16 protein-coding genes are annotated in these 25183 nt (G+C 48.3%); 7 read left to right on the forward strand and 9 right to left on the reverse strand.

Annotated elements, in window-relative coordinates; genetic code table 11:
* Positions 1-114 precede the first annotated feature (114 nt).
* Together DXT99_RS16910 and DXT99_RS16915 are read right to left on the reverse strand one after the other, a co-directional pair.
* The gene (locus DXT99_RS16910) at positions 115-864 is read right to left on the reverse strand and encodes a LytR/AlgR family response regulator transcription factor (RefSeq protein WP_115566762.1); all 750 of its coding nucleotides are present in this window, start codon (positions 862-864) and stop codon (positions 115-117) included.
* On the reverse strand, positions 861-1925 hold the full coding sequence (locus DXT99_RS16915) for a sensor histidine kinase (RefSeq protein ID WP_115566763.1): 1065 nt from the start codon (positions 1923-1925) through the stop codon (positions 861-863). The genes DXT99_RS16910 and DXT99_RS16915 overlap by 4 nt, the downstream gene beginning before the upstream one ends.
* A gap of 266 nt (positions 1926-2191) precedes the next feature.
* Between DXT99_RS16915 and DXT99_RS16920 the strand changes: the two genes are divergently transcribed.
* The 5 genes from DXT99_RS16920 (at position 2192) to DXT99_RS16940 (ending at position 9247) form a co-directional block, all read left to right on the forward strand.
* A complete protein-coding gene (locus DXT99_RS16920; protein ID WP_115566764.1) occupies positions 2192-5149 on the forward strand; it encodes an outer membrane beta-barrel family protein in 2958 nt (985 codons plus the stop codon).
* Between the two features lie 91 nt (positions 5150-5240).
* A complete protein-coding gene (locus DXT99_RS16925) occupies positions 5241-5912 on the forward strand; it encodes a YceI family protein (RefSeq protein ID WP_115566765.1) in 672 nt (223 codons plus the stop codon).
* 78 nt (positions 5913-5990) lie between these two features.
* The gene (locus DXT99_RS16930; RefSeq protein ID WP_115566766.1) at positions 5991-6581 is read left to right on the forward strand and encodes a dioxygenase family protein; all 591 of its coding nucleotides are present in this window, start codon (positions 5991-5993) and stop codon (positions 6579-6581) included.
* A 426-nt stretch (positions 6582-7007) separates the two neighbouring features.
* Complete coding sequence (locus DXT99_RS16935) at positions 7008-7832, forward strand: ZIP family metal transporter (RefSeq protein ID WP_115566767.1); 825 nt, start codon at positions 7008-7010, stop codon at positions 7830-7832.
* Between the two features lie 212 nt (positions 7833-8044).
* The gene (locus tag DXT99_RS16940; protein ID WP_115566768.1) at positions 8045-9247 is read left to right on the forward strand and encodes a GAF domain-containing sensor histidine kinase; all 1203 of its coding nucleotides are present in this window, start codon (positions 8045-8047) and stop codon (positions 9245-9247) included.
* A gap of 38 nt (positions 9248-9285) precedes the next feature.
* On the opposite strand, the gene DXT99_RS16945 is transcribed toward DXT99_RS16940, so the two are convergent.
* Both DXT99_RS16945 and DXT99_RS16950 read right to left on the reverse strand, forming a co-directional pair.
* Positions 9286-10242: a CvpA family protein gene (locus tag DXT99_RS16945; protein ID WP_115566769.1), complete on the reverse strand. Its 957-nt coding sequence runs from the start codon at positions 10240-10242 to the stop codon at positions 9286-9288.
* A gap of 171 nt (positions 10243-10413) precedes the next feature.
* Positions 10414-11496 (reverse strand): FUSC family protein, encoded by a 1083-nt coding sequence (locus DXT99_RS16950; protein ID WP_115566770.1) that lies wholly within the window; start codon positions 11494-11496, stop codon positions 10414-10416.
* 277 nt (positions 11497-11773) lie between these two features.
* On the opposite strand from DXT99_RS16950, the gene DXT99_RS16955 reads away from it, so the two are divergent.
* On the forward strand, positions 11774-12166 hold the full coding sequence (locus DXT99_RS16955; RefSeq protein WP_115566771.1) for a hypothetical protein: 393 nt from the start codon (positions 11774-11776) through the stop codon (positions 12164-12166).
* A 163-nt stretch (positions 12167-12329) separates the two neighbouring features.
* Here the strand turns inward: DXT99_RS16955 and DXT99_RS16960 are convergent, their stop codons facing one another.
* The 5 genes from DXT99_RS16960 to DXT99_RS16980 all read right to left on the reverse strand — a co-directional run bounded on the left by DXT99_RS16960 (position 12330) and on the right by DXT99_RS16980 (position 22621).
* Positions 12330-15236, reverse strand: a complete 2907-nt coding sequence (locus tag DXT99_RS16960; RefSeq protein WP_115566772.1) for a PD-(D/E)XK nuclease family protein — start codon at positions 15234-15236, stop codon at positions 12330-12332.
* A gap of 218 nt (positions 15237-15454) precedes the next feature.
* Positions 15455-15883: a VOC family protein gene (locus DXT99_RS16965; RefSeq protein ID WP_115566773.1), complete on the reverse strand. Its 429-nt coding sequence runs from the start codon at positions 15881-15883 to the stop codon at positions 15455-15457.
* Positions 15884-16013: 130 nt separating this feature from the next.
* Complete coding sequence (locus DXT99_RS16970; protein WP_115566774.1) at positions 16014-18251, reverse strand: ATP-binding protein; 2238 nt, start codon at positions 18249-18251, stop codon at positions 16014-16016.
* Positions 18252-18515: 264 nt separating this feature from the next.
* Complete coding sequence (locus DXT99_RS16975) at positions 18516-21917, reverse strand: UvrD-helicase domain-containing protein (RefSeq protein ID WP_115566775.1); 3402 nt, start codon at positions 21915-21917, stop codon at positions 18516-18518.
* A 167-nt stretch (positions 21918-22084) separates the two neighbouring features.
* The gene (locus tag DXT99_RS16980; protein ID WP_115566776.1) at positions 22085-22621 is read right to left on the reverse strand and encodes a hypothetical protein; all 537 of its coding nucleotides are present in this window, start codon (positions 22619-22621) and stop codon (positions 22085-22087) included.
* Positions 22622-23292: 671 nt separating this feature from the next.
* On the opposite strand from DXT99_RS16980, the gene DXT99_RS16985 reads away from it, so the two are divergent.
* A complete protein-coding gene (locus DXT99_RS16985; RefSeq protein WP_115566777.1) occupies positions 23293-25113 on the forward strand; it encodes a DEAD/DEAH box helicase in 1821 nt (606 codons plus the stop codon).
* The last annotated feature ends 70 nt before the right edge of the window (positions 25114-25183 follow it).

Below are 25183 nucleotides of genomic sequence, written 5' to 3' on the forward strand. Positions count from 1 at the left end.
CTTAAATTTTATAGCAGGTGCTCATGAATGCTGCTATGAAACTAACGCCCAGCAAAAGCATAATAATGGCGGAAGGAGTGGCCTCAAGGGGTATAGGAAAGAAAGCCTGTGAAATCAGGTCCAGCGACTGAGAAACTGGTTGAATGTCTCCTTGTATTGGTCACTTACAGCAATGTTGGTTTCGCCAATCTGGACTCTGTTACGGGAAACAGCGCTTATCTTATCCAGGGCCACAATAAAAGAACGGTGTATGCGCATGAATTTTCTTGCCGGCAGTTTCTCCTCCAGTGCTTTCAGGCTTGTGAGTGACAGGATGGCTTTGGCTTCGCTTTCCAGGTGCACTTTTACATAATCTTTCAGCCCCTCAATGTATAAAATGTCGTTAAAGGCGATTCTTACCAGTTGATATTCCACTTTTAGAAACAGATACTCTTCTTCAGGCGCAGTAACTGCCGGAGGCAGCACAGGGGCGGGTGCTGCCTTATGTAGCAGCCCGGCATAAGCCTGAGCTTTACTGGCCGCCTTCAGGAAATCGACGTAGTTGAAAGGCTTTACCAGGTAATCCAGCGCATCCACCTTATACCCCTCCAGGGCATACTGGCTGAAGGCTGTCGTAAAGATAATCCGGGGGCCGATACCATACTCGCCTTTATCCAGCACACGCGCCAGTTCGATACCACTCAGGTCGGGCATCTGGATATCCAGAAACACCAGGTCCACCGGCTGCTGATGCAGCCCCTGCAAAGCTTCCACTGCACTGGAATAGCGGCCTACAAGCTGCAGGAACGGTGTCTGTTCAATGAAGGCTGCAATCAAGCCCAGCGCCAGGGGTTCATCGTCAACGGCAATGCATTTCAGCGTCATGATAAGTTCAGCTTTAAGTGTACCCGGTATTCATTTTCCGGCGTCTTTTCTGTAACGGCCAACGTGTATTGACCCGGATACAGCAGGTCAAGCCGTCTGCTTGTGTTAGCAAGCCCTATACCGCTGCTCTCCTCCAGCACTACCCGCTTTTCAGGCAGTACCGTGTTGCGTACAACCAATTCTACTATTCCCGCTTGCTGGTGTATGGCAATATGGATGTTGCTGGGCAGCAAAGCACTTACGCCGTGCTTAAAAGCATTCTCCACATAAGGCAGGAACAACATTGGAGCAACCGGTATATCCCGTACAGGGTTTGGTTTATCAAACGTTACCGTTACTTTTTCCGTCAGCCGCAGTTTCATCAGGTTAATGTAGTCCTGCATAAACTCAATTTCCTTGCTGAGCAGGGTGGTGCCGGATTGTGTTTCATACAGCACGTACCGCATCATCCGGGACAAAGTATGAAGGGCCTCCCGTGAAGTTTCGATGTTGATCATCGTGAGGGCGTAGATGCTGTGCAGGGTATTAAAGAAAAAATGCGGGTTTATCTGCGCCTTCAGAAAAGACAATTCAGAAGTAATTTTTTGCTTCTCCAGGCGCTGTCTGCTTGCCTCATCTGTTTGCCATTTCTGCACCACGCTGATGGTGGTGCTGATGCCTAACAACATAAGGGTGGTTAAAGAAAAAATAGGGTGTGGCCGGAATGAAAAATTATTTGACTGCGCCTCTATTTTATCCGGGAACGTTCTGTGCATCAGTTCAGGCAGGTTTAGCCAATAGTCAATGGCTGAAAATAAAAAGAGAACCACAACGAAGGCTCCCAAAATAGCAAGCACAAACCAACCCATCCGGTTCCGGAACAGCAGCCGGGGCACCAGTAATTTTATGTTCAGGTAAAACAGCCCGACCCACAGGGCAAATACAAAGCTCTGCTTTACCCAGAATTGAACGGGTAGCTCAATATTCCAGGCTAAGGGCTGGCAAAGGAGCAGCAGCAAGCCAAGCAGTACCAGCAGTTGAATCAGGAGGTACCCGTGGCGATTAATGAAGGTGTTTGCCATTACAATGGTTAAGTTATCATAATATAGACAAACATAAAATTAATGTACTACGAATGCCTCTCTTATCTGCAGAGCAGGCGATTTTACCGACCGCTTGCCGCTATTTCATCTATAGTTTACTACATGGGCAGGATGTTCAACGGATATATGAAACCATCGGCTGCCATGGGTAATTCATCGGCGTTTAGTGGGAGCCAGTCTATTCTGTTTTTTTATCAGGTTAAGAAAGAGTTGCTTTGTTCAGTTCTATTTGAAAAATCGACGCCATGAAAAAAACATATCTCTCTGCCCTCGTGCTAGCCTGCCTGTGCCAGGTGGCCGTTGCGCAGTCTCCCTCAGACGGAGGGAGGGTCTTAGCTTCCAGTAGCCCGGTCAATGCGGCTGCTTCACAGAAAAATGTAGCCGCCCGCATTACAGGTACGGTGGTGGACGCTGCCACTCAGCAGCCGGTACCATACGCCACCATTGCCTTGGTTAACCCCGCTACAAGCAAACCTGTGGATGGCACGATGGCCGACGGCCAGGGCAAGTTCTCCCTGGAGAAGGTAGCCAGTGGTACCTACAGGGTGGCGGTTTCTTTTATCGGCTATGAGGCGAAGACCATAGACATAGAGGTGAAGAATGCAGCTGTTGACCTGGGGAAAATCACCATCAGCTCTACTGCTAAAGCCCTTCAGGAGGTAGTGGTGGAAGGACAGCGGGCCATGATTGAGGAGAAAGTGGACCGCACGGTGTACAACGCCGAGAATGATGAGTCGAACAGGGGCGGGGATGCTGCAGACGTACTGCGCAAAGTGCCGATGCTTTCTGTTGATTTAGATGGCAACGTGTCAATGCGCGGCAGCCAGAATATCCGGGTATTGATAAACAACCGTCCCTCTACCATCACAGCCGGCAGCGTGGCCGATGCCCTCAAGCAGATACCAGCCGATATGATAAAATCTGTGGAGGTTATCACGTCTCCATCTGCTAAATACGATGCGGAAGGCTCTGCCGGTATCATTAACATCGTCACCAAGAAGAATACCCTGCAGGGTGGTACCCTGAACATTGACACCGGCGTTGGTTTAAGAGGCTCCAACCTGGGCCTGAACGGCAGCTACCGTGTTGGCAAGATGGGTTTCTCTTTGGGCGGTTTTGGCCGTGCCGGCTATAACATGCCTGGCAGTTTCGAGAACGAGCAGACGACGGTAACAGATGATCAGCAGAATGTGATACGGCAGGAGGCGGAAACTCGGAACAACATGATGTTCGGGCGCTATTCTTTTGGCTGGGACTATGACATCAATGAGAAAAACTACATCAATGCCTCTGTGCAGTATGGCTTGCGCAACGGTCATAATTTTCAGGACGGTCTGCTCACGCAGCGTTACCAGGAAGGCACCTTGTTCAGCAGAACACTTCGGGATGTGGAAGTAACAGATAACTCCGGAACAGTTGACGTAAACCTTAACTATACCCACACCATTAAGCCGCAGCAGGAATTCAGTATCCTGACGCAGTTTAGCCGAAACAACCGCACCAACGACTTCCTGAACGAAATTTACAACAGCAGCGGGAGCGATTTGGAGAGCCGCCTGAAAAACATAAACGAAAGCTTTAATCAGGAGTCTACTGTGCAGTTGGATTATACCAACCCGATAGGCAAGAACCAAATGGTGGAGTTAGGAGCGAAGCAAATCATGTGCCAGGTTACCAGCGACTATGAGACATTTACTGCCGGTGGAACAGGACCATTCACGGTAGTGGAAGGCACCAACCTGAGCAATGTGTTCAACTATAACCAGAATATTTCGGCCGGGTATTTTTCTTACACCCTGACCACTGCCAACAACTACAGCATGAAGGCGGGTGCCCGTTACGAGTACACCACCATCAACGCTGATTTCGAGGACGGCGACGAGGCGGTGTATATTCCGTCGTATGGTGTGCTGGTGCCGAGTGTGAACCTCTCTAAAAGGCTGCAGGACGGCAACACCATTAAACTTGCTTACAACCGCCGCATACAAAGGCCTTCTCTGCAGTTCCTGAACCCGAACGTGCAGAACCCGAACCAGGTTTTACCAACGGTGGGTAACCCGGAGCTGGATCCGGAATACACCAACAATTTTGAATTGTCGTACAGCACGTATTTTAAATCTACTTCTCTGAACTTCTCGACCTTTGTCCGCAATACCAATAACTCCATACAGGCCTTGAGGAAACCGGCGGATGACGGGGTGTTGGTGACAACATTTGCAAACATCGGTCAGGAAGAGGCCTATGGTGGTAGTGTGTTCGGAAGCATTAACCTGAGCAATAAACTGACGCTGAACGGAGGAGGGGATGTTTACTACGCGGTTCTGAGCAACAACGTGGATGACTTAACCCAGCGTGCCAGTAACAGTGGCCTGGTGTACAATATACGCGCAATGGGTAACTATAAACTGGGGCAGGGCTGGGGCATACAGGGCTTCGGCTTCTACCGTGGACGACAGGTACAGCTGCAAGGTATGCAAGGTGGTTTCGGAATCTACAGCCTGAACTTAAAAAAAGAATTCAACGAAGGTAAGGGCAGCATTGGCTTTGGTGCGGAAAACTTCCTGTCTCCGACTATTGCAGTGAGAAATGAACTCAACTCACCCACTTTCAGCCAGACAAGCACCAACGTAATGCACAACATGAACTTTAGGATCAACCTCAGCTACCGTATCGGTAAAATGACGTCAGATGCCCCACGCAGAACAAAGAAATCTGTTAATAACGACGACTTGAAAGGTGGCAGTGAAGGCGGTGTTCAGGATGCCGGTGCACAGCAGGGAGGTGGAGCCTCTCAGGGAGGTGCACCAGGCATGGCCCCGGGTGGCGCTGCAAAGCCAGCCGTGGGAGCAGGAGAAAAACCCGTGCAGGCACCAGCAGGAGCACCTGCCGCAAAGCAGGCAGCCACAGACAGCACAGCGACGCAGGCAGGCGACGTTACCGGCCGCTGGCAGGGTAAAATGGGAGAGCAAGACTTCATACTGAACTTAGTTGCTGATGGCACTACATTAACTGGTACTGCACAGTCTCCTATGGGACAGCTGCCTATCTCAGATGGTACGGTTGCCGGTGATACTATTTCATTCAGACTTTCCTTTGGTGAAAGAACAATTCTTTACAAAGGCAGGACAGAAGACGAAAAGTTGTATCTTACTGTAGACTTTCAGGGCCGCGCAGTGGAAGGAACGTTGGAGCGGGTAAAGTAAAGCTTAAAGCAAAGCACCAGGGGAAACTACCCTGGTGCTTTGAATATATATAGTTGCAGACATTGTTTCTAAACCTTAAACTTTTCTTTATATGAAAAACTATCCAGTACTTTTAAGCACCCTGGCGCTTGCCACAGTGCTTTACAGCTCTAGCGTAACAGCAGCAGACAATCCTGCTAAAAAAGCCACTACCACTGCAGTAGCAGCTACCACTTTACCAGTGAACACGGCCAGCAGCACCATGACCTGGAATGCTAAGAAATTTGGCGGTGAGCATACCGGTAACGTGAAAATTGCGAATGGTAGCCTGGAAGTAAACGGGCGCAAATTGGTAGGAGGTAATTTCGTAATAGACATGACCTCTATCACGGACACCGATATTACCAATCCTGGCTCCAACAAAAAGCTGACTGACCATCTGAAATCAGAAGATTTCTTTTCAGTGGAGAAGCATCCAAATGCCACTTTTAAAATAACCAGCGTAAGCCCTGTCGCAAAACCAAAAGCGGGAGAGCCCAATTATTCTGTAACCGGTGATCTGACCATAAAAGGCATAACCAATGCCATCACTTTCCCGGCTACCGTTAAAACGGACGGAAAATCGGCTGAGGCAGCTGCCAAGATAGAACTGGATCGCACTAAGTGGGACATTAAGTACCGATCCGGCATGCTGGGTACGGCAGCTGATAAAATTATTGACGACACCTTTACTATAGACCTGAAGCTAGTTGCGGGTGCTGGCAATCAACTAGGTAAAAAGTAAATAATAGCCTTCAGTACCAGAAGGGAGATATAAAGCATTAGAAATTTAGCACTTTCTCTTTATTTACCTGGAGTCAACATGAACATCACACGGCGCCGTTTTTTTGCATTCATGTCCGCTTTGCCACTTATTGGCCTGGTTCCGGCATTTCCTTTTTTCAAACGAATGGACGTGCTGGAGCCTACGCCGGAATGCGATGACCATGATGATCCTACTCCCTCTCAAACAGAAGGCCCCTTTTATACTCTAAGCTCACCTGAAAGAAGTAGCCTCCGCGAAAAGGGTATGAAGGGCACCCCCTTGGTGCTGACCGGGCAGGTGCTGAATACCAAGTGCCAGCCTGTAGGAGGAGCTTTACTTGATTGGTGGCATGCCGATGATAACGGCAATTATGACAATGAGGGCTTTAAGCTGCGCGGACACCAATACACCGACAAGCAAGGCTATTTTAAACTGGAAACAATTGTGCCAGGTCTGTATACAGGGCGCACCCGCCACTTTCATGTAAAGGTAAAAGGACCTGGTAAATCTGTTCTCACCACGCAGCTTTACTTTCCGGGTGAAACAGGCAATGAGCATGATTATATCTTCAAACCAGAGCTCCTGATGAATGTTTCTGAAGGCGCACAGGGCACAAACGCCAGCTTTACTTTTGTGCTGAAAGCATAGCAACCTGAAACATTAACCTGTTTTCTTAAAAGTTTTTCTATTTCATACAACCTAAACGAGGAACCTGGTCTGTTGCCAGGTTTTTCTTTTTTTAATGATGTTGAATCAATACTCTTCTTCTAATACTAATAATACTAACTGATTTTGTGGAGTGATTTCCATAACCTTACATATTCTCTTCCACGGAGGCGTGAGGAGTAGCTAGCTATTTAACAGTGTGTCAATTTGCAGCTTGAGTAGGGTAATGTAATATCGATAGTTGCTTTTTTGTCATCTGGCGCAAACCCAAAGTGGAAGCGAACAGAAATCTTTGGTGCAGCAAATGCGTAAGTCAACGATGCTTGTCAGCAAAACAAAAGTATTGGCCGTAGGTTCTGTTCTGGCACTATAGCCTTAGCGCACCCTGAAGCAGGATTTTAAAATTGAATGGAAAGTTTAGAGAATTACCTAAGAGAACTGGGGCCTATTTATGCCGCTCTTATTGCTACCTTATTTACCTGGTTTTTAACATTACTTGGAGCCTCTATGGTGTTTCTGTTCAGGTCGATGAGCAGAGCGTGGCACGATGTGATGCTGGGCTTTACAGGAGGTGTGATGCTCGCAGCCAGTTTCTGGTCGCTGCTGGCCCCATCTATTAGTTTAGCGGAAAAAGAGTACCCCGGCATTAGCTGGATGCCGGCAGCCGTCGGTTTTCTGGCTGGTGCCCTTTTTATTTTCGGGCTGGATAAGCTGGCCCCGCACCTGCACATCAATTTTAAAGAAAATGAAACCGAAGGCTTAAAAACAAACTGGCATAAGACGACACTGCTCATCTTGGCCATTACGTTGCATAATATTCCGGAAGGCCTGGCTGTGGGAGTACTTTTCGGTGCAGCGCATAATGGATTAGACGGTGTGACTTACGCTTCTGCCATTGCCCTTGCGATAGGTATAGGTTTGCAGAATTTTCCAGAGGGATTTGCTGTGGCGATGCCCTTGCGAAGGCAGGGAGTCAGCAGAATGAAAAGCTTCGGGTATGGTCAGCTTTCAGCCGTAGTAGAACCTATTGCGGGTGTAATAGGAGCCGCTGCCGTAATTACGGTGCAGCCCATTCTGCCTTACGCGCTGGCTTTTGCGGCCGGAGCCATGATATTTGTAGTGGTGGAGGAGGTAATCCCTGAGACGCAACGCGATAAAAACACCGATGTAGCCGTGTTGGGCCTGATAGGAGGTTTTGTGCTGATGATGGTGCTGGATGTTGCCTTTGGTTGAGAAAGGAATAATGGCTGAAAGCTAAAGAAATATAAAAGACATAGGTACAGCCTTCATATGAAAAGATATATTTAGGTTGTCTGAGCTCAATTTGGAAAGGGAAATAGACAAAAAATTGTGCCTTTTGCAGTTATATTTTAAACTAATTTTAGTTTATAATAATTAAGTAAGGAGACATTGTCGCAAAACTCATTAATTTATATCTACTCGTTTTGAATTCTGCCAATATTGCTATTACCGGAAAGCCAGATACCATTATTCCCTTAAATGATAAAGAGCGTTTAGCAGCATTGTTTCGCTATGAGCTCCTGGATACACCGCCAGAGGCTTTTTTCGATAGAATCACAAGACTTGCTTCCAGATTATTGAAAGCGCCCAGTGCTTTTGTTTCGCTTGTCGATAAGGATAGGGTATGGTATAAATCTAATTACAGCACGCTCGAAGTGTCATGTGTAGACCGTGAAGACAGCCTTTGCTCGCTTACTATCATCAACGGCGTAGACGTAACAGTTTTCGAAGATACCCACCTGGTACCGGGCCTGCTAACAAGCCCCTATGTAAGTGCACCGGGTGGCATACGGTTCTATGCCGGTGCCCCACTTATCACCCGCGACAATTATAACATCGGTACTGTGTGTGTTATAGATTCAGAACCACGGAGCGTACAGGAAGAAGAGAAGGAGATATTGAAGGATTTGGCTAATCTGGTAGTAGAGCAAATTGAACTAAGGTCGCTCGCTCGCAAGGCCACCAGAAAGCATGACGAACTTTATACGAATCTGGCGCATAACATTGCTGAGCCCTTAAAAGAGCAACAAGTACTACTAGGTGAAGCATTGAAGTCACCTGAAAGAACCAATGTTATCAGAAAGGCGCATGCAACTGTAAACGTTTTGCAGGAAAACCTGCAAACGATGCTGCAGGAGTCGTTGCAGGAGGAGGAGCTAGTCATGCATCCGCAGCAGATAGCTATTTCTGAAATAGCCCGTTCCGTTGCTGTTGAATTTGAGCCGCTGGCCAATGCTAAACAGCAGGAATTGTTTTTCACAGTGGCCAGCAGGCGCGAATTGTTCGTAGATCCTGACCTGATACGGGAGGCCCTGCGTAACCTGGTAAGCACCTCCATTAAATTTACTCCAAAAGGCAGCTCCATCGGATTGGACATTTACGAAAGTGATGGCATTTATAAGGTGGAAGTCAGTTCCGACGCTTCCGTGCTGACAAAACAGGATCTTCGTAAAGTATTTTTCAAATATGCTATTCTCACAGGTAAGACTACGGGTAATGAGGATGCTTCAGGCATGGAATTGCCCAGAGCCAAAAGTATCATTGAACTACACCAGGGCAGGATATGGGCGGAACCAACAGGCAAAGAAAGCGGTAAAAAATTTGTAGTGGCTTTTAATGTTGAATAATAAAAAAAGCGAAACATCCTTTAAACCATCCATTCTGCTCAGTTCCGGAAATTCTGTGTTATCATCAGCCTTCCGGGTCCTCCCTGCAGCACGCCAATGCCCACTCTTCCAAACCGCCTTTGAAGTATGTTTGCCCTGTGGCCAGGTGAGTTCATCAATCCTTCATGAGCAATTGTAAGGGTAGGAGCCAGCGCCAGGTTTTCACCGGCAGCCAGAAAACGAACGTTTGCCTCCCTTATCCTGTCAAAAGGCGTGTCTCCTTCGGGAGAGTGATGTGAGAAGTAGCCGCGCCGAAACATATCTTCGCTGTGCTGGCGGGCTACTTCGCGGAGGGCCGTGTCGGCCTGCAGGGGAGGCAATCCATTCTCTAGACGTTCCTCATTCAGCAATTCCAGCATCTGTGCCTCCAGGTCCGGGCGAGGTGTTGCCTGCTCCACCCGGTAGGGGAGTTCAATAAATTCATCTGAGCCCGGCTGAACGGTAAGCTTGTTGAGGGTGCGCTGTGCTGCGTCTTCAAACACAGGGGCCAGCGCCATTTCAATACGCTCTGTGTGGGCCGCAAATCTGTTAGCCAGTTTGCTGTTTTGTACAGTTGCTTCCATACTTTGTGGCAGGGGGATGGCAAGTAGCAGGGCAGCTAAAATGACTGCAGTTACCAAACCACTAAATACCCCCGGCACGAGGCCTAATGCTTTGTTAAAACTTCGTTTGTGTAGGGTGTGGGGTAAGTTTTGCAGGAGCAGTGAACCCAGGTAATGTAGCAGTAGGCTTGCAGTAAACGTAACGAGAAGAAAGGCTACAGGCAAAATCCAGGTGGTGCTCCAGTTCACTAACTCTTCCAGCCAGCCTGCTGCATAAGGGTAAAAGCGCAGGCCAATCAGCAGACTTCCAATCCACCGGATCAGATCCAGCAGGCCAAGAATAAAACCACGGTGCCAGCCGGTAATGGCGCTGGAGAGGATTATTATCAGAAGCAGAATATCAATTAAGTTCATCTCAAGGTTTTTGGTGTTTGCCTGGTGCCATTCCCCTTTACGTATGTTGCCCTCCCGGAAGTATGAGAAACTTCTTTCCCCTTGTAGTGGATTTTAACAAAGGCAGTATCCGTCTTCAATCAAGAATATTTACCTGAGGAACAAAAGCTGGTACCTGTAGGAAACGAGTGCTTAAGCCAGCTTTATTTCTTTTACCGGGTTTTGCCTTTCTGTTTCAGCTACTATACGGTTTAAGTCGGTCAGGATGCTCCCCACGTCCCGAAGCGTTTCAAGCGAAGAGATGCGTTTAAAATCCTGGAGGCAAAGCGCCTGCTCTGCCCGGGCCGTCAGAATGTTCTGCTTGAGAAGAGACAGGTTTTCTTCTGAGGACACTAGCATTGTTTCGCCGAAAGCAGCGACACAGTCTGCTGTTGCCCCCATGGCTCTTTTAAGCTGCCGTATATTGTCATACTCCAGCTGAAACACTTCGTTCAGTTGTAAATCTGAGAGTCCTCTCCGCATCCCCCTGATCTGAACCGTAATATGCTCCAGCTTACTAATGCCAACTGCTAATCGGCTCAGCCTGGTTCTTTTGTGCGTCAGAAACAGGTTATACTTCAGGCTTTGTTCTGCCAGTTGCAGTGTCTGATGGCATCTATCAGTTTCTTTGATAAGGGCATCTACTTCAGAGCGTCCTGTTTTCCTGTTTTTGCCGTTGTTGTCTAGCAGTACATTCAGGCTCTTTAGTGTTGTCGCAGACAGCCTGCTAAAAGTGATGATGCTTCTCTCAACATCTGGTATGGCATTCTGAGGCACGATCAGTCCATTTATCAGCACGGCTATACCTGAACCTAAAATTGTCTCGATGATTCTGGCAAAAGCGTAACCTTCCTCACTTTGCCCGAAGGCAAGTACCAGAAAAGAGCTGATGGCAACCTGTGAAATTACCTGAGGGTTCATCCGGAGCGCTTTGGAAATGCCCATGCCAAGCAGTATCACGAAGAAAATAGAAATCGCCCCCACATTAAACCAGTGCCCCATCAGCATACTCAGCACCACGCCACCCACAATGCCTATGAAGCGTTGTGTGGCTTTGTCAACAGAGTCTGCCACAGTAACCTGCACGGTGAGAATAGCGGCCAAAGCGGCGAAAAAAGGATAGTCCGCTTGCAACAGATTCGTGGCCACAAACCAGGAAAGGGCAGCTGCAAGGGCTGTTTTAAAAATCTGCAGCGTTAGCCCATACCGTGCTAATATGTCTATTACTCTATTCAATCAGGTGTGCTATGAAACTGCTATACTTTATGTTACAGGATGCAAAGCTACTATTTATTCCGAACGTGTTGCCCTGTTGTGATGAAACCACATATGTCTGATCCAGCGGATCAGCTTTCGTGGTAGCCAGTGATGCTCCAGGTGTTGCAGAACCCGTACCTGGCTAAACTTAATAGAAACAGCGGTTTTGAAGCACATCGGCAGGAATCAACCATTGCCTCATGCGCACGTATTTTAAAATAAGCACCTATTGTTTTCACCATTAATTGAAGAATTTATGACTAATTATGTTCTGTTATATTATTTCGAAGACGAGCAAAATAAAAAGCAGTTTGAGGAAGGCGTACTGAAATTGTTTCCACGCCACAAAATTGAAAACGACAACAACTTCAAATACATCGGTTTTGCAGGCGAGGCGGAGCCAGGAGTGGAAGGGAAGCTGGATGGCATCCTGAATTCGATGGGCTATGGCGCTCATGGCTATTTTGGAAAAACAGAGTATGTGGCGCTTTACTTCTCCAGAGATGCAGATCCGGATAACATCAAACGGAAACTATTGATAGGCACAGAGGAAATGGTGGATGCGGATGCACAAAAGATGTCGGGAGACGCCCACCGTGATACCATTCAGAACCTGCTGGAGTTTGACTATCGAAAGATTCAGGTATAGTCGCCATCAGCAGAAAGATATCACCTATTTATATACAGCTAAAAAGCACAACACCGTTTATGAATTCATAAACGGTGTTGTGCTTTTTGTTTTTGATACTGCCAAAGGCAATTCATGTTATTCCTTTTCTTGAAGAGATTGAACTGCTCTGTTTCTAACAGGCTTACCTCGCGCAAATTCCTCTATACGGGCACCACTGGCATACATCCAGGTCGTTTGTTTTCCGGATTGGCTCCTCCGGGTCCAGCATGCGGCGAACGAAGTCGGAAAGGAGTGCCTCAGAAGCAGCAATAAAGTCCTTAGGAGTAGCGCCGTCTGCTTCAGTAAAATTAAATTCGGATGTCATCACACCTGCGTCTAAGTTCCTGAAGGATAGAATGCCGGAATGGGGCTGAATGCTCCAGGGCTCCACGTGCTGTGCATTGCGCAGTATGGTTTCTGGCTGCTCTTTCAGCGTACGCTGCAGCACGTACTGGTACAGCCAGAGCTGGCGGGCTTTGTCATACTTCGGATCAGTAGTAAACTGCAGCTCCACTTCTTCCGGTTTTACCTTTAGCTGACCCGGTTCCACCTTACCTGTTTTGTAGTCTATTACCCGAAGACTGTGGCCCGTCAGGTCAATGCGGTCGGCTTTACCGGCTATTCGCACCTGCACCTCCTCGTCGCCCACTTGCACGGGTAGTGTGGCCGAGAGTGTTTCTTCGAGGCGCAGCACGTAAAGTGGCAGTTCGTCTGAATGGAGCAGGTTCTGCAGGTATTTCTCCAACACCTGCACCGCCACTTTATAGAGGAGATGATTCATACCGCGTTCCGGCATTGCCCCGCGCGTTACACGGCTGAATTCCATTTTCACCTGCCCGGGCAGCTGCGTCAGCATCAACTCTACATCAGCAACTTCAATGGGCTTAGCTGTCTGTTCAAACTCCCGGAAGAAATCCTCCAGCACCTGGTGTACGAGCGTACCGAACTTATCTGCACCCAGCTGTTCCTCGACTTCTTCTACCTCCTGCATTTTAGCGATGCGCGTGAAGTAATACTGCAGCGAGCAGTTGATGTACATGTTCAGGTGCGAAGGATAAAGCCCCCGTTGCAGTTCCTTTTTAAGCTGCTCTATTGTCTGGGCATCTTTCTCAATCAGGATGTCCTCGTGGTATTCACGTTTCATTTTCTGCTCCACGGCAGCCGTCATGTCCCTGAATTTAATGTTAGGGTTACGCAGCGCGAGGTCATTTTGCAGCTGGAGGATAAAGCGGCTCTTCTCGCCCGAGCCATAGGTGTCGGAGGGCAGTACGTAGAGCAGGTTTACCCGCTTGGCACGCTGTAGCAGGCGGTAAAAATTATAGGCTGTCGCTCCTTCCGTTTCGGAGTAGGTCGGCAGGCCAAATTCCCGCAGCACATCGTAGGGCATCAGCGATTGGTGGCGTTTGGGTGCCGGTAGCGTATTCTCGTTCACCGACAGAATGATCAGGTTTTCGAAATCAAGCGCGCGCGTCTCCAGCATACCCATTATCTGCAGGTCAGCGATGGGTTCGCCGCTGAAGGGGAGGCGGGTGGATGAGATGAGCTCGTAGAGGAACTTGCGGAAACTGCGCACCGATATCTTGTGCTCCCGGCAGTCGAAAATCGTGTCAAGGCGTTTGACGAGGGTATAGAAAATGTAGAGGTATTCCGTCTCAATGGTGTTGTGGCCGTGGCTGTAGACTTCGCGCAGCAAGTCGATGAGCCTGTACATGCTGGCAATAATGTCGTCGCAGTCGCGCCAGGTTTTGAATAGCACCTCGAAGAGCGGGTGTTGCTGGCCCAGTTTCAGGAGTTCCTGCGCCGACACCAGTACCTTGTTGTCTTCCACAATCTTGTCCAGCACCCGCTGTATCATGCCGTGGTATTTTTCCTGATCCGGCTGGTCATTCACATAAAGTTCGTAGCGCCTGATAAAGGGGTGCGTGAGCAGCTTCGTGACGGACAGGTGGTGGTACTGGTAGACTTTATAACCGGACTCCTGCAATTGGGTGATGCCTGTCAGGTGCACTTCAAACAGCAAATCGATGAGGTTGAAAAGGGGAGTTCCTTTAAAACTCAAACCCATCGTCACGTTATAGTTCGGAATGTTTTCCGGTATAGAGTGCAGCACCGGCAGGAGCAGTGTCTCATCGGGCAACACAATAGCTACCTGTGCGTGTTTGTCCTGCTGCCGTATTTCCTGCAGCAGCTGCCCCGCCAGCTTTCCCTGCATACTGGCATTGGCCACACCAATTACGTTTATCTCCTTGTCGTCGGTCAGGAGGAGGTTTTGTTGCCAGCGCCACTCCGGCAACTTCCACGTACTCTTATACTTCCGCAGGAAGCTCCCGGCACGGTTCGGCGTATTCTCCTCCATATAAAATTCATCTGAGTCAAAGAGCACCTCGGCCTTTTCATGCTTCAGTAGCGTTTTGATAATCTTTTCTTCCGAAGCAGTCAGGGCATTGAGGCCGATGAAGATGTATTGGGCACAGTCAGATTCTTTGGCGATGTGGTCGATGTTGTCTGCCACTTTACGGAAGGCCATGCCGGTGTAAGCCTGCTTTTTCTCCAGCAGGCGCTTTTTTAGGTTATGGTAGGTTTTTTCAATATTGTCCCAGAGACTGAAGTACTTGCGCATAGTAGGGGAGAATTCCTTGCCCAGGTACTTCGGGTCCCAGCGCTCCAGCGCCTTGGCTTCACCCAGGTACTCAAACAATTTGCCCGTATGCACCAGGTTCTGATCGATGCGGCTGAAATCGTCTAACAAAGTGGCGGCCCATGTCACAAACTGGTCGAAGTCCAGCGTCGGATCCTGCTCCCGCATCAGGTCATACAGCTCAAGTTGGAGGTTTATCGGCTCGAGCACGTCCGTCTTCGCCAGGCGGCAGATGAAATCCTCCATCGCAGACACCTCCGGCGACCAGATGGGTTCTGTAGCTGCCTGCGCCAAAGCATTTTTGAAAAAGAAACTCGCACGCCGCGAAGGCAGCACGATGCACAGATCACTGATATTCTCTTTATACTTTTCGTAAACGTATTTTGCTGATAGCTCTAAGAAAGTCTGCAAGGGTGTTTGTGTTGTATGGGTGAACGATGTTCCGGGAATGATTTCTAAACCAGGCGCTGAATAACACCAGCGCCATTTCAGATAAACCTGTTACCCACCCCTAACCCCCTCCAGGGAGGGGAATCTTTTACTCTTGCAGTATTTCCCTCTTGGGAGGGGTAGGGGTAGGTTCTTTATTTTGTAAACAGATTAAAAGTATCAGATCAGTTAATTAGCGATCAATGTATCGAAGCGCCTACTTCATCTTTCTCCAGTGGAATAAAAGGATTATAAGCGATCTCCCACAGGTTTTCGTCCGGGTCAGCAATATAGCTGCTGTAGCCACCCCAGAATACTTTCTCCGGTTGCTTCAGCACTTTGGCGCCTTTCGCTTCCAGCGATGCCACCAGTTCGTCCACTTCCTGCTCTGACTGCACATTGTACGCCAGCGAGAATCTACGGAAGCCCTTGCCATCTGCCGGCACTCCTGCGTCATCAGCCAAAGACTCCTGCGGAAACAGGGCCAGTTGAAGACCATTCAACTGAAAAAAAACTACTGCTTCGGTGCTAAGGGCAGTGGGCTGCCAGCCAAATACGTTCTGGTAAAAGGCCTTCGAACGCTGGAGGTTCGTCACGCCAAGTGTGATGAGAGTTAATCGCTGTTCCATATTCTGGTATATAATCTTTTCCGAATTTTAAAGCTATCCTGAACCTTGTTTTGCTTGAGTAAATTAGGAGCTCAAGCTTTTTATGACATTGCTAAAGACGAACTGTGGGTATGTTTAGCGTCTGTGCCGGTTAATGCTGAGCTGTTATGAATCTAACCTCAAAAGTAGCTCCCTGATCCGGGGCACTCTCCACCGCTATATCTCCTCCCAATGATTTTACCTGCATCTTGGTAAGGTACAAGCCAATGCCTTTAGAATCTTTTCCTTTATGAAACGTATTATAGAGTCCGAAGACTTTGTGGCCCATTTTCTCCAGGTCCATTCCCATTCCGTTGTCCGATACTGCCAGGCAGATTTGCTTGTCCTCCTGCCAGGTTTTGATTTTGATAATTGGCCGTCTGCCGTCTGCGCTGTACTTAAGGGCATTCGACAGCAGGTTATGCAGTATACTTTCGAAATATACTTTGGAGGTAGGTATCTCCTGTACCTGCAGGTCCGTTTCAATTAGCGCGTTGCTTTTCAGGATGGCCGCCTGCATGTTCTGCAACTGCTTTTCGATAACATCTGCCACCTGCACTTTCGTCTGCTGCAGCTGCTGGTCCAGTGCCACATCCAGAATCAGGTTCAGGTCCTGCACGGTATCGGACATGTTATGTATCATCTGGTTCATCCGTTTCATCACCTCAACCACGGTTTCCTGTGTCGGGTCCTCTTTGTAAAGCGCGTATAGCCCCTGCATATTACTCATGGGGGAGCGCAGGTTGTGCGATATGATGTGGGCGAAATCTTCCAGCCGGTTATTCTTCTGCCGGAGTTCTTCAGCTGATGCCTCCATTTCCTGGTTCAGGTCCTTGAGCTTATTTGCCTGGTTCCGTAGCAGGATAGCCGTAATATCTTTCTGTAATATCTGCGCTATTTCCAGATCATTCAGGGACCATGGCAGTGATTTGCCCTTGATAATTTCTTCCCACCGGCTGAATGACTTCCGTGGGTGCACTCTCAGGTCTGCGCTGGCAGTCGGCTTTTCCGGGTCCCCGGCCCAAATGCGCTTTTCCTGTATTTCGGGTTTAAAGTACAGTATATACTCTTTGTTGTAGCGGGAAATTTCAACCGCAAGCAAGCCGCTGGCGGTATCGGCGTAATGTACTGCAGCTGGCAGATGTTTGGAGAGTTCTCTTGTGGAGAATATCCTTTCTTCCTTCTTTTCTGAGAGCCAATCTATAATTCCCCTTATTTGATCGTCTGAAGGCGTTTTCCCTGCCGCCCGAAGCGTGCTGTTGAAGTAGACTGCCGCTCCCTGGCAGGAAGTAAGGTGGAGCAGTGTGTGTTGCTGTTCGAATAGACCTTTAAATAAGTCTCCTGCGAGGTTTACTTGTGCAAGCAGCGCTTCCTCCAGTTGCTTCTGTTTGTTAAATTTGTGCACGTCACGCTTTTCGCTGCTGGCTATAATAGCGTTCGAAAAGGCCATGGCAGCCAGGTTACAGGCCATTCTCTTCCAGTAGTCAATAAACAGTGGCGTTGTATGGTGGCACGTAATAAGCCCCCATAATTTGTTCCTGACCAGGATGGAAAAGGAGAGGGTGGCACTTACTTCCATGTTGCGGAGGTATTCCAGGTGGATCTCCGACGGGTTACGTAGTTCCGACCGGATGATGTTGGAAGGCTTTCCGGTTGTTGGATTCATATAGGGCATAATGTCAACTGCGGTAGCATGCACGTCCGGGATTTGCCTTACGTGTTTCTTCATCAGCAGCGCTCTGGCTGGTCCCGGAATATCGGTGGACGGAAAATGGTGGTGTAGGTAAGAGCGAATTCCTGGTTTTATTTTCTCAGCGATTACTTCTCCATGCCAGTCCTCATCAAAAACATAAAGCATCACCCTGTCATAGCCCAGGGTTTGCTGCACAAATTCCAGGAGCAGGTTCGCCTGGCTTTCAAGCACATGATGCTCATTCAGTTCATACTGGAAATGGCAAAAGGCAAGGGAGTTTTCCAGCCTCCCCTGTGCAGTTGTCTGCGGCATTGGCTCAAATTCCAGCATCAATTTCTGGCCTTCCAGATGCAGAAAACCAAAGAACTGTTGCCCCTGTAGCTGCAGTAGCTGCGGACTGCCTTTGTGCGTCTGGTTTAACTGCTCTACCAATTTTGCTTGTTCCTCCTCCCGGCAGATAGCAGTAATGTGCTTTCCAAGTAGCTTCTCCGCTTTGATCTGCAGGTATTGTTCTACATTCTGGCTCACCTGCTCTATCTGCAACGTAGCCTGGTCCAGGATAAATAGAAAACCATGTGGCTGAATTCTGCCTATAATATGGATAGGTTCAGTGTCACAGTTAGATAGGTCGACATTCAGGTTGTTATAGTTTTGCATAAATCATTCAAGAGACCGCACGACTCGTTCTACATTATTGTTAATGTTATTAAATATTGGCTAAACTATACGCTGAATACAAACAAGGTTAAATTTTTCAAGTAAAATGAAGACTCGGAAGTGTGTTTAAATTTTGTTTTCGAAAGCGAGAATGGGAGATTTCAGGTTCTCACAAAGCTCGATTTATTTAAAAGCATTGCTATTACACGAAATCAGCCGTCGCCATGTTCTGGAAGCGCATATCTTTGCAGCCCAAAGATAGACTTATAACTCCATTTTAAGCTGCTCCGTTTTACCACCATAGCTCCAGGTCTTTACCTGCTGCGTCTCAAAATAATAAAGCACGCATTTCACTTTCTGATAACCCAGTTGCCGGAAGCGGACGGCGTAGTGGTCAAGGCGGTTGCGGTGGCTGGGCTCAGGTGGCGGCACTTTGAACTCAATCAATACCACGGCATCGGCATCGAACACAATACGGTCAGGTTTATAAAGGTAGGCACGGGCATCCAGCACTTCCTTTTCATGCTCCACCACTACATTTTTAGAGAAGTAATGCGCCATCTTCGGGTGGTGCAACACCTCATTCAGTTTCTGCCTCAGTAAAGGTTTGTCCCGGTCGCTGATGATGCCTTCGTATACCATCTGGCGCATCACCTGGTCCAGTTCCGTGGCAAAGGCCATGCGGGCGAGCGCATAATGCAACTTACGGTTTTGCTGGCGCTGCAGGGCCTGCGTTTCAAAATCAAATACGTTGTTGGCGTGTTGCTTTATCTTCAGGCGCTGCTCCCAGTCAGTGGCTGTCAGGTAATCAAGGTGGTAGGTATGGTCGTTGTCTTGTTGAGTAGCTCGTGAGGGTTGTGCAGTGCCTTTCGCCAACTGGTAACACATCTTACCCGGCTCCCACATATCCTTGTGCACGAGGTAGCGGTACAGCAGGTGGCTTACATTTTTGGCAGATCCCTCCAACGCACGCGCAGCTTTTTTATCCTCCAGCAGATCTTTGCCGTTCCCAATCAGGTAAAGGCGGTCGATAGGGCGGGTAAGGGCCACATACAGCATGTTCAGGTTCTCGATAAAGGTTTTCTCTACCTCTGTATTGTATTGCCCTGCCAGAATCGTTTTCTCCAGTTTAGAACTTATGTTAACTGCGACACTCCGCAGCTTACCCGTTACAGTGACTTCGTTTGGCAGCTGGCTCCACATAAGGGAGCGGCTCATCGGCTCTGTACCCCAATCCGCAAAAGGAATGATGACGATAGGGTATGCCAGTCCTTTTGATTTATGGATGCTGGTGATGGTAATGGCGTCACGGTTTTTTGGCGTGTTGATGCTCAGCTTTTCTTTCTGCACATCCCAATACCCCAGAAAGTTATTGAGATTGTTACTGTGCTTGAGGCTGTACTCCAGCACCAGGTCCAGAAAGCGGAAGAGGTATTCGCTCTCGTTGTTTTTGTCGAGCAGGCTGAAGATGCGTATGAGCTTTTCTGTGAGCTCATAGATAGAGAGGTTGCCAGTCTCGCGCTCCTGCACATCAAAACCGAATACCCGCAGCTGGTCAAAAAAAGGCTCGCTGTCCGGCTCATTTGCAATCTCAGCAATCCGCTGCGTCATGCCCACATCCGGAATTGTTTCCAGCGCCACTTTGCACACCAGGTACAGCGCCTCCGACTTCGCCAGCGTATCGTTGGGGCGGTTGAAGACCCGAAACAGGGAGACGATCAGGTTGATGACCTCTGCAAACTGCAGGGAAAGCGAATCCTGTGAAATGATATCGAATCCTCTTTCTTTCAGAAAATTGGCAATAAGCTTACTTTTAATGTTGGTGCGGCACAACACGGCCATGTCCTGCAACTGATAGCCTTCGGCCCGTGCCTCTTCTACCAACTGCAACACCATATTCAGCGTGCTCTCATCGTAGCTTAAAACCTCCGGCCGGGTGTAGCCATTATAAAGTTCTTCGGTTCGTTTGCAGGTGCTCAGGTCATACTTATAGTTTGTGTCTTCCGGATGCGTGAACATGATTTGGATATGCCCACCCCGTTTGTCGTTGCCCACCGGTACCTGTTGCTGAAAGTTATCATCATAGATGGAGGAAAACATCTTGAACTCCTGGTGCCCCTGGCTGATATAGGTAAAAAGTTCGTTGTTGAAGTCAATGATCTCTACTCTGCTTCTGTAGTTCTCTTTCAGTGTATCCGGCTGCAGCGCATGATCCACCGATTGATAACGCTCCTCAATCAGGTGCCCATGCCGGCGGTTCTGGTACAGGTGCTGTGTTGTCTCCTTGTATAGATGCAGGATTTGCTCCATTTCACCGCCGCGCCATCTGTAAATGGCTTGCTTTGCATCGCCCACCACCATACTGAAGTGCCCGGAGGCCAGGGCATTGTCCACGAGTGGGAGCAGGTTGTTCCATTGTAGCACCGACGTGTCCTGAAACTCATCAATCAGGATGTGGTTGTATTTCTCACCCAGGCGCTCATAAATAAACGGTACCGGTTCCTGCAGCACAATGTCGATAATGCGCTTATTAAAATCCGATATATGTATGGTGTTTTTGTCGCGCTTAATTTCCTGCAGGCATTTCTCGAGTTCGTTCAGCACCGACACCTTATAAAGGTGCGGTACAATGGCCTGTATAAGCGTGAAAGTTTCGGCATATTGCTCCTTTATATTTTCTATCTGCTGGTAAAGCGCCGTCAGTTCCGGCTTTATCTGGTCTATCTGTGCTTTGGTGGCTGTGCTAACTTTGCCTGCATACCATTTATCTTCTTCGATGGTGGTGCGTGCGTAATTGTTGCCATAGTTCAGGTCCACGTTCTTTTGCCAGGTGTTAAAATAGCTGCAAATGCCGCGGGTGCTCTGGTAAAAATCAGTGGGGGAGAGGCCGGCATTCCTGATAATCGCTGTGGCCTCGCTGGCAGTCGCCTGCACCGCGGCCTCCACGTCCTGCACTACCTGCCTCAATTCCTCCCTCACTTTTTTAAAGTCTTCGAGTGTGAGTTGCTGCAGGTCTGTTACGGCTTCATACACCTGCTCATTCAGCAGGTTTTTGGCAAAGTCCATCAGATCGTCGGGCAGCATGGTCCAGCTTTTGCCTTCCCGGGCTTTCTCCAGGGCATACTGCTCCAGCGTCTCCGAAAGCAGGTCACCCTTGCTGTCGCTCACCTTGTCGAGCAGCAGCGATACTGCCGTACTTACCAGGGTGTTTGAGTCCAGGTCCACCTCGAAATTGTGCGGAATGTTCAGCTCCCTTGTAAAGGCCTGTACTATCTTGTTCACAAAGCTGTCGATGGTGCTTACGGAGAAGTCGCTGTAGTTGTAAAGAATCTGGCGGAAGAGCGTCTTTGCCCGCCTGCGCACTTCCTCCTTGTCCACGAGGTCCTCCGGATACGCCTCCTGTAAGTCTGCCGTAATGCCCTCCAGCAAATGTTCGCTGTTTTTCTTATCCTTTTCTGAAATGTCAGGGTCATTGAAATTGCGCAGCGCACCCAAAATACGCTCTTTCATCTCGGCGGCGGCATCGTTTGTGAATGTAATAGCCAGGATAGAACGGTAATAGTCCGGGTCAGGGGATTGCAGTGCCAGTTTGAGGTATTCCTTTGTCAGGTGATAGGTTTTACCCGAACCGGCCGAGGCGGAGTATATTTTAAAAATTGAAGGCATAAGGAAGGGGAGCTATAGTATAAAGATACACCTTCTGAGTGTGTGCAGGCAAATCATCCTCTATTTCTTTCAGTGGATTTATTGTAAAGGCTATAGCATCAGGCACATAAAATAAAGAGCCTCTATCCTGGTGGGACAGAGGCTCTATCTGGGGGATTTTTTCGGGGTTAACTGGCGTAGGCTAACTGGCCTGTCTGCTCACTGTTGAATGGCGCAAAATCTTTCACACAAACGTGGTACATGATGCGGGCCATGGAAAGTGAATAATCGGTTATCAGGCACTGCTGTTGCTCAGCACTCATCAGCGCCTTGCTATTGCCAAGGTTGAATTTATTCAGTTCAATCACTTCATCAAAATTCTGACGCAAAGTTTTCAAAGCTTTAAAAGAAGGCTCGTTGTAATACAAGGGTATCACCTGGCACACAGCATAGCTACCCTTTGCACGTTCCTGCCTAATCATACTGCAGAGCGATTCGATGTTCATCTTGTCAAGGTCAGAAATGATTACATAGAATACGTTTCGGCGGTCCTGGTTCAAAGCTCTTGCCGGGGCGCTACCGAGCAGCATGTTGCGTTGGATTTTAGAACCGCGTTGAAAAGCCTCATCTTTAAGAATCTTGTTGTGGATCTTAAAAGCAAGCGCTCCGGAAGCAATCAGGTTAAAGTCTTTGCCTTGTGTTGAAATTTTGGAAAAGTGTAACATAGGAATAGGTGGTTAAGGTTAGGGTATATTTTTCCATATTTTTTAAACCTGGGATTAACTGTTGCGGCAAGGCTATCAACTGTTAATGAGATTGGCAAACGGGTTCTGTTACACGATGTTTAGTGTAGAAATGCCTGGAGGCACCACAGTAACTGTTCAACTTTATTCGTAACTTTTGCCGTTATTTAAGAAGCTTTAGCTACTATTTGTTTCGTTAATTACGACATCTTAATCCAAAAAATTCACGATTTTGTTTTAAATATGGCCAAGTGTGTTATATGCCTGGTAAACTGGTTCTTGTAACGGGTGAGCGGCTTTTATGTTGCTATTTTACAACGAATATTTATGATTTTGCGAATGTTGGAACACTAAAATGAGTGCAGAACTAAACAAAGTATAATGTTTTATGGTAATAGAAGATAGAGGACGGCAAGTCTCTCAAAACAGTACAAAAGCTATATATATTATATTTTTCTAAAGCGTTAGCTATACTGGTATTTATTGCGTACTTTTGTACCCGATTTGGTACAGTCTGAATTACTGATAACTGGATACTCCCACCGTAGGCTAACCTGGTTGTTTATTGTTTTTGTGTCGTTCTCTTTAGAAAACAGAGAAATAGGTTGAATAGCAGGCTGGCCCAGGTTTATTAGGTATATTAAGTAAATTAGATGAACAAAATCAGATTTGACGAGCTTCCGCTATCGCCGGAAGTTCAGCGAGCTATCGCAGACATGGGCTTCGAAGAAGCCTCTCCCATCCAAACACAGGCAATTCCGGTTGTATTAGAAGGACGAGACATTATTGGCCAGGCCCAGACGGGTACTGGTAAAACGGCTGCCTTCGGCATTCCGACCATTGAGCAGATTGATGCAAATGACCGCAGCGTACAAGCGCTGATCCTTTGCCCAACGCGTGAACTGGCTATTCAGGTTTCAGGTGAAATCCAGAAACTGGCAAAATATAAAACGGGTATCAGCGTGGTGCCTATCTATGGCGGACAGCCATATGACCGCCAGTTGCGTGCCCTTAAGCAGGGTGTACAAATTGTAATCGGTACGCCAGGCCGCGTGATGGATCACATCGAGCGCGGCACGCTGGTGCTGGACAACGTGAAAAAGATTATTCTGGACGAAGCAGACGAAATGCTCGACATGGGTTTCCGTGAAGACATTGAGTATGTGCTGGAGCGTATTCCGGAAGACCGGCAGACAATCTTCTTCTCCGCTACCATGTCGAAGCCGATCATGGAGATGACGAAGCGTTATCAGACAGATCCGGTTATCGTGAAAGTGGTACACCAGGAACTGACAGTAACCAACATTGACCAGGTATATTTTGAAGTGCGCAGCAGCGCCAAGCAGGAGGCAGTATCGCGCCTGATTGACATGTACAACCTGAAGTCTGCCATTGTCTTCTGCAATACCAAGCGTATGGTGGATGAACTGGTAGATGGCCTGCAGGCGCGTGGTTACTTTGCCGATGCATTGCACGGTGACTTAAACCAGAACCAGCGCTCTAATGTAATGGGCAAGTTCCGTAACGGCACGCTGGAGATACTTGTAGCCACAGATGTGGCCGCTCGTGGTCTTGACGTGGAGAATGTAGAGGCTGTTATCAACTATGACCTGCCGCAGGACGAAGAGTCTTACGTGCACCGCATTGGCCGCACGGGCCGTGCTGGTAAGTCTGGTAAAGCCTTCTCTTTTGTAGGAGGCCGTACAGATGGGTACAAAATAAAAGACATCATGCGCTTTACTAAAGCGAAGATTGTTTTACAGCAGATACCTTCTCTGGAAGATGTAAATGAAATCCGCACCACCCTTTTCTTTGATAAGGTGAAAGAAGTGCTGGAGAAAGGGCATTTAGCCAAGCAAATAGCGCGTATCGAGCGTTTCGTGAACGAGACGGATGGTTATACCCCGCTTGACGTAGCGTCTGCTTTGCTCAAAATGAGCATGAAGGAAGCCAAGGTGAAAGAGAAAGGTGCAGAGGCTGAAAAAGGACTCAGCGCTACAAAAGATGGCATGGACCGTCTTTTCATCACCATTGGTAAAAAAGACCAGGTACACCCAAAAGACCTTATCGACCTGCTCGCCCAGAACGCCAGCATTCCAGCCGGCAGGGTAGGAGATATCGACCTGTACGACAAGTTCAGCTTTGTGGAGGTGCCTTCTGAGTATACAGCAGAGATTGTTGCCAACTTAGGACGCGTAGAATACCAGGGCCGCTCGGTGGTGGTAGAGAAATCGCAGAAAAAAGGCAGTGGCCCGAAAGAAGGTGGCCGTGGCGGTGATGAGTTCGGCTTCAGCGGTGGCGGAGACAGAGGCGACCGCAGAGGCGGTGGCGGCTTTGACCGTGACAGAAACCGTGGCGGCGGCGGCTCTTTCAGAGACAGAGACCGCAGAGGCGGTGGCGATCGAGACAGAGGTGGTGACCGTGACAGAAACCGCGGTGGTGGAGGCGGTGGCTTCCGTAAAAGAAGATTCTAAAAATAAAATAAACTTCGTCCCTTTTGCTCCGTATACAATACCATACAGAGTTTAAAGTGTAAAAAGCTTA

Origin of the sequence: Pontibacter diazotrophicus (assembly GCF_003367245.1) — a bacterium.
In the GTDB taxonomy this organism is placed as follows: domain Bacteria; phylum Bacteroidota; class Bacteroidia; order Cytophagales; family Hymenobacteraceae; genus Pontibacter; species Pontibacter diazotrophicus.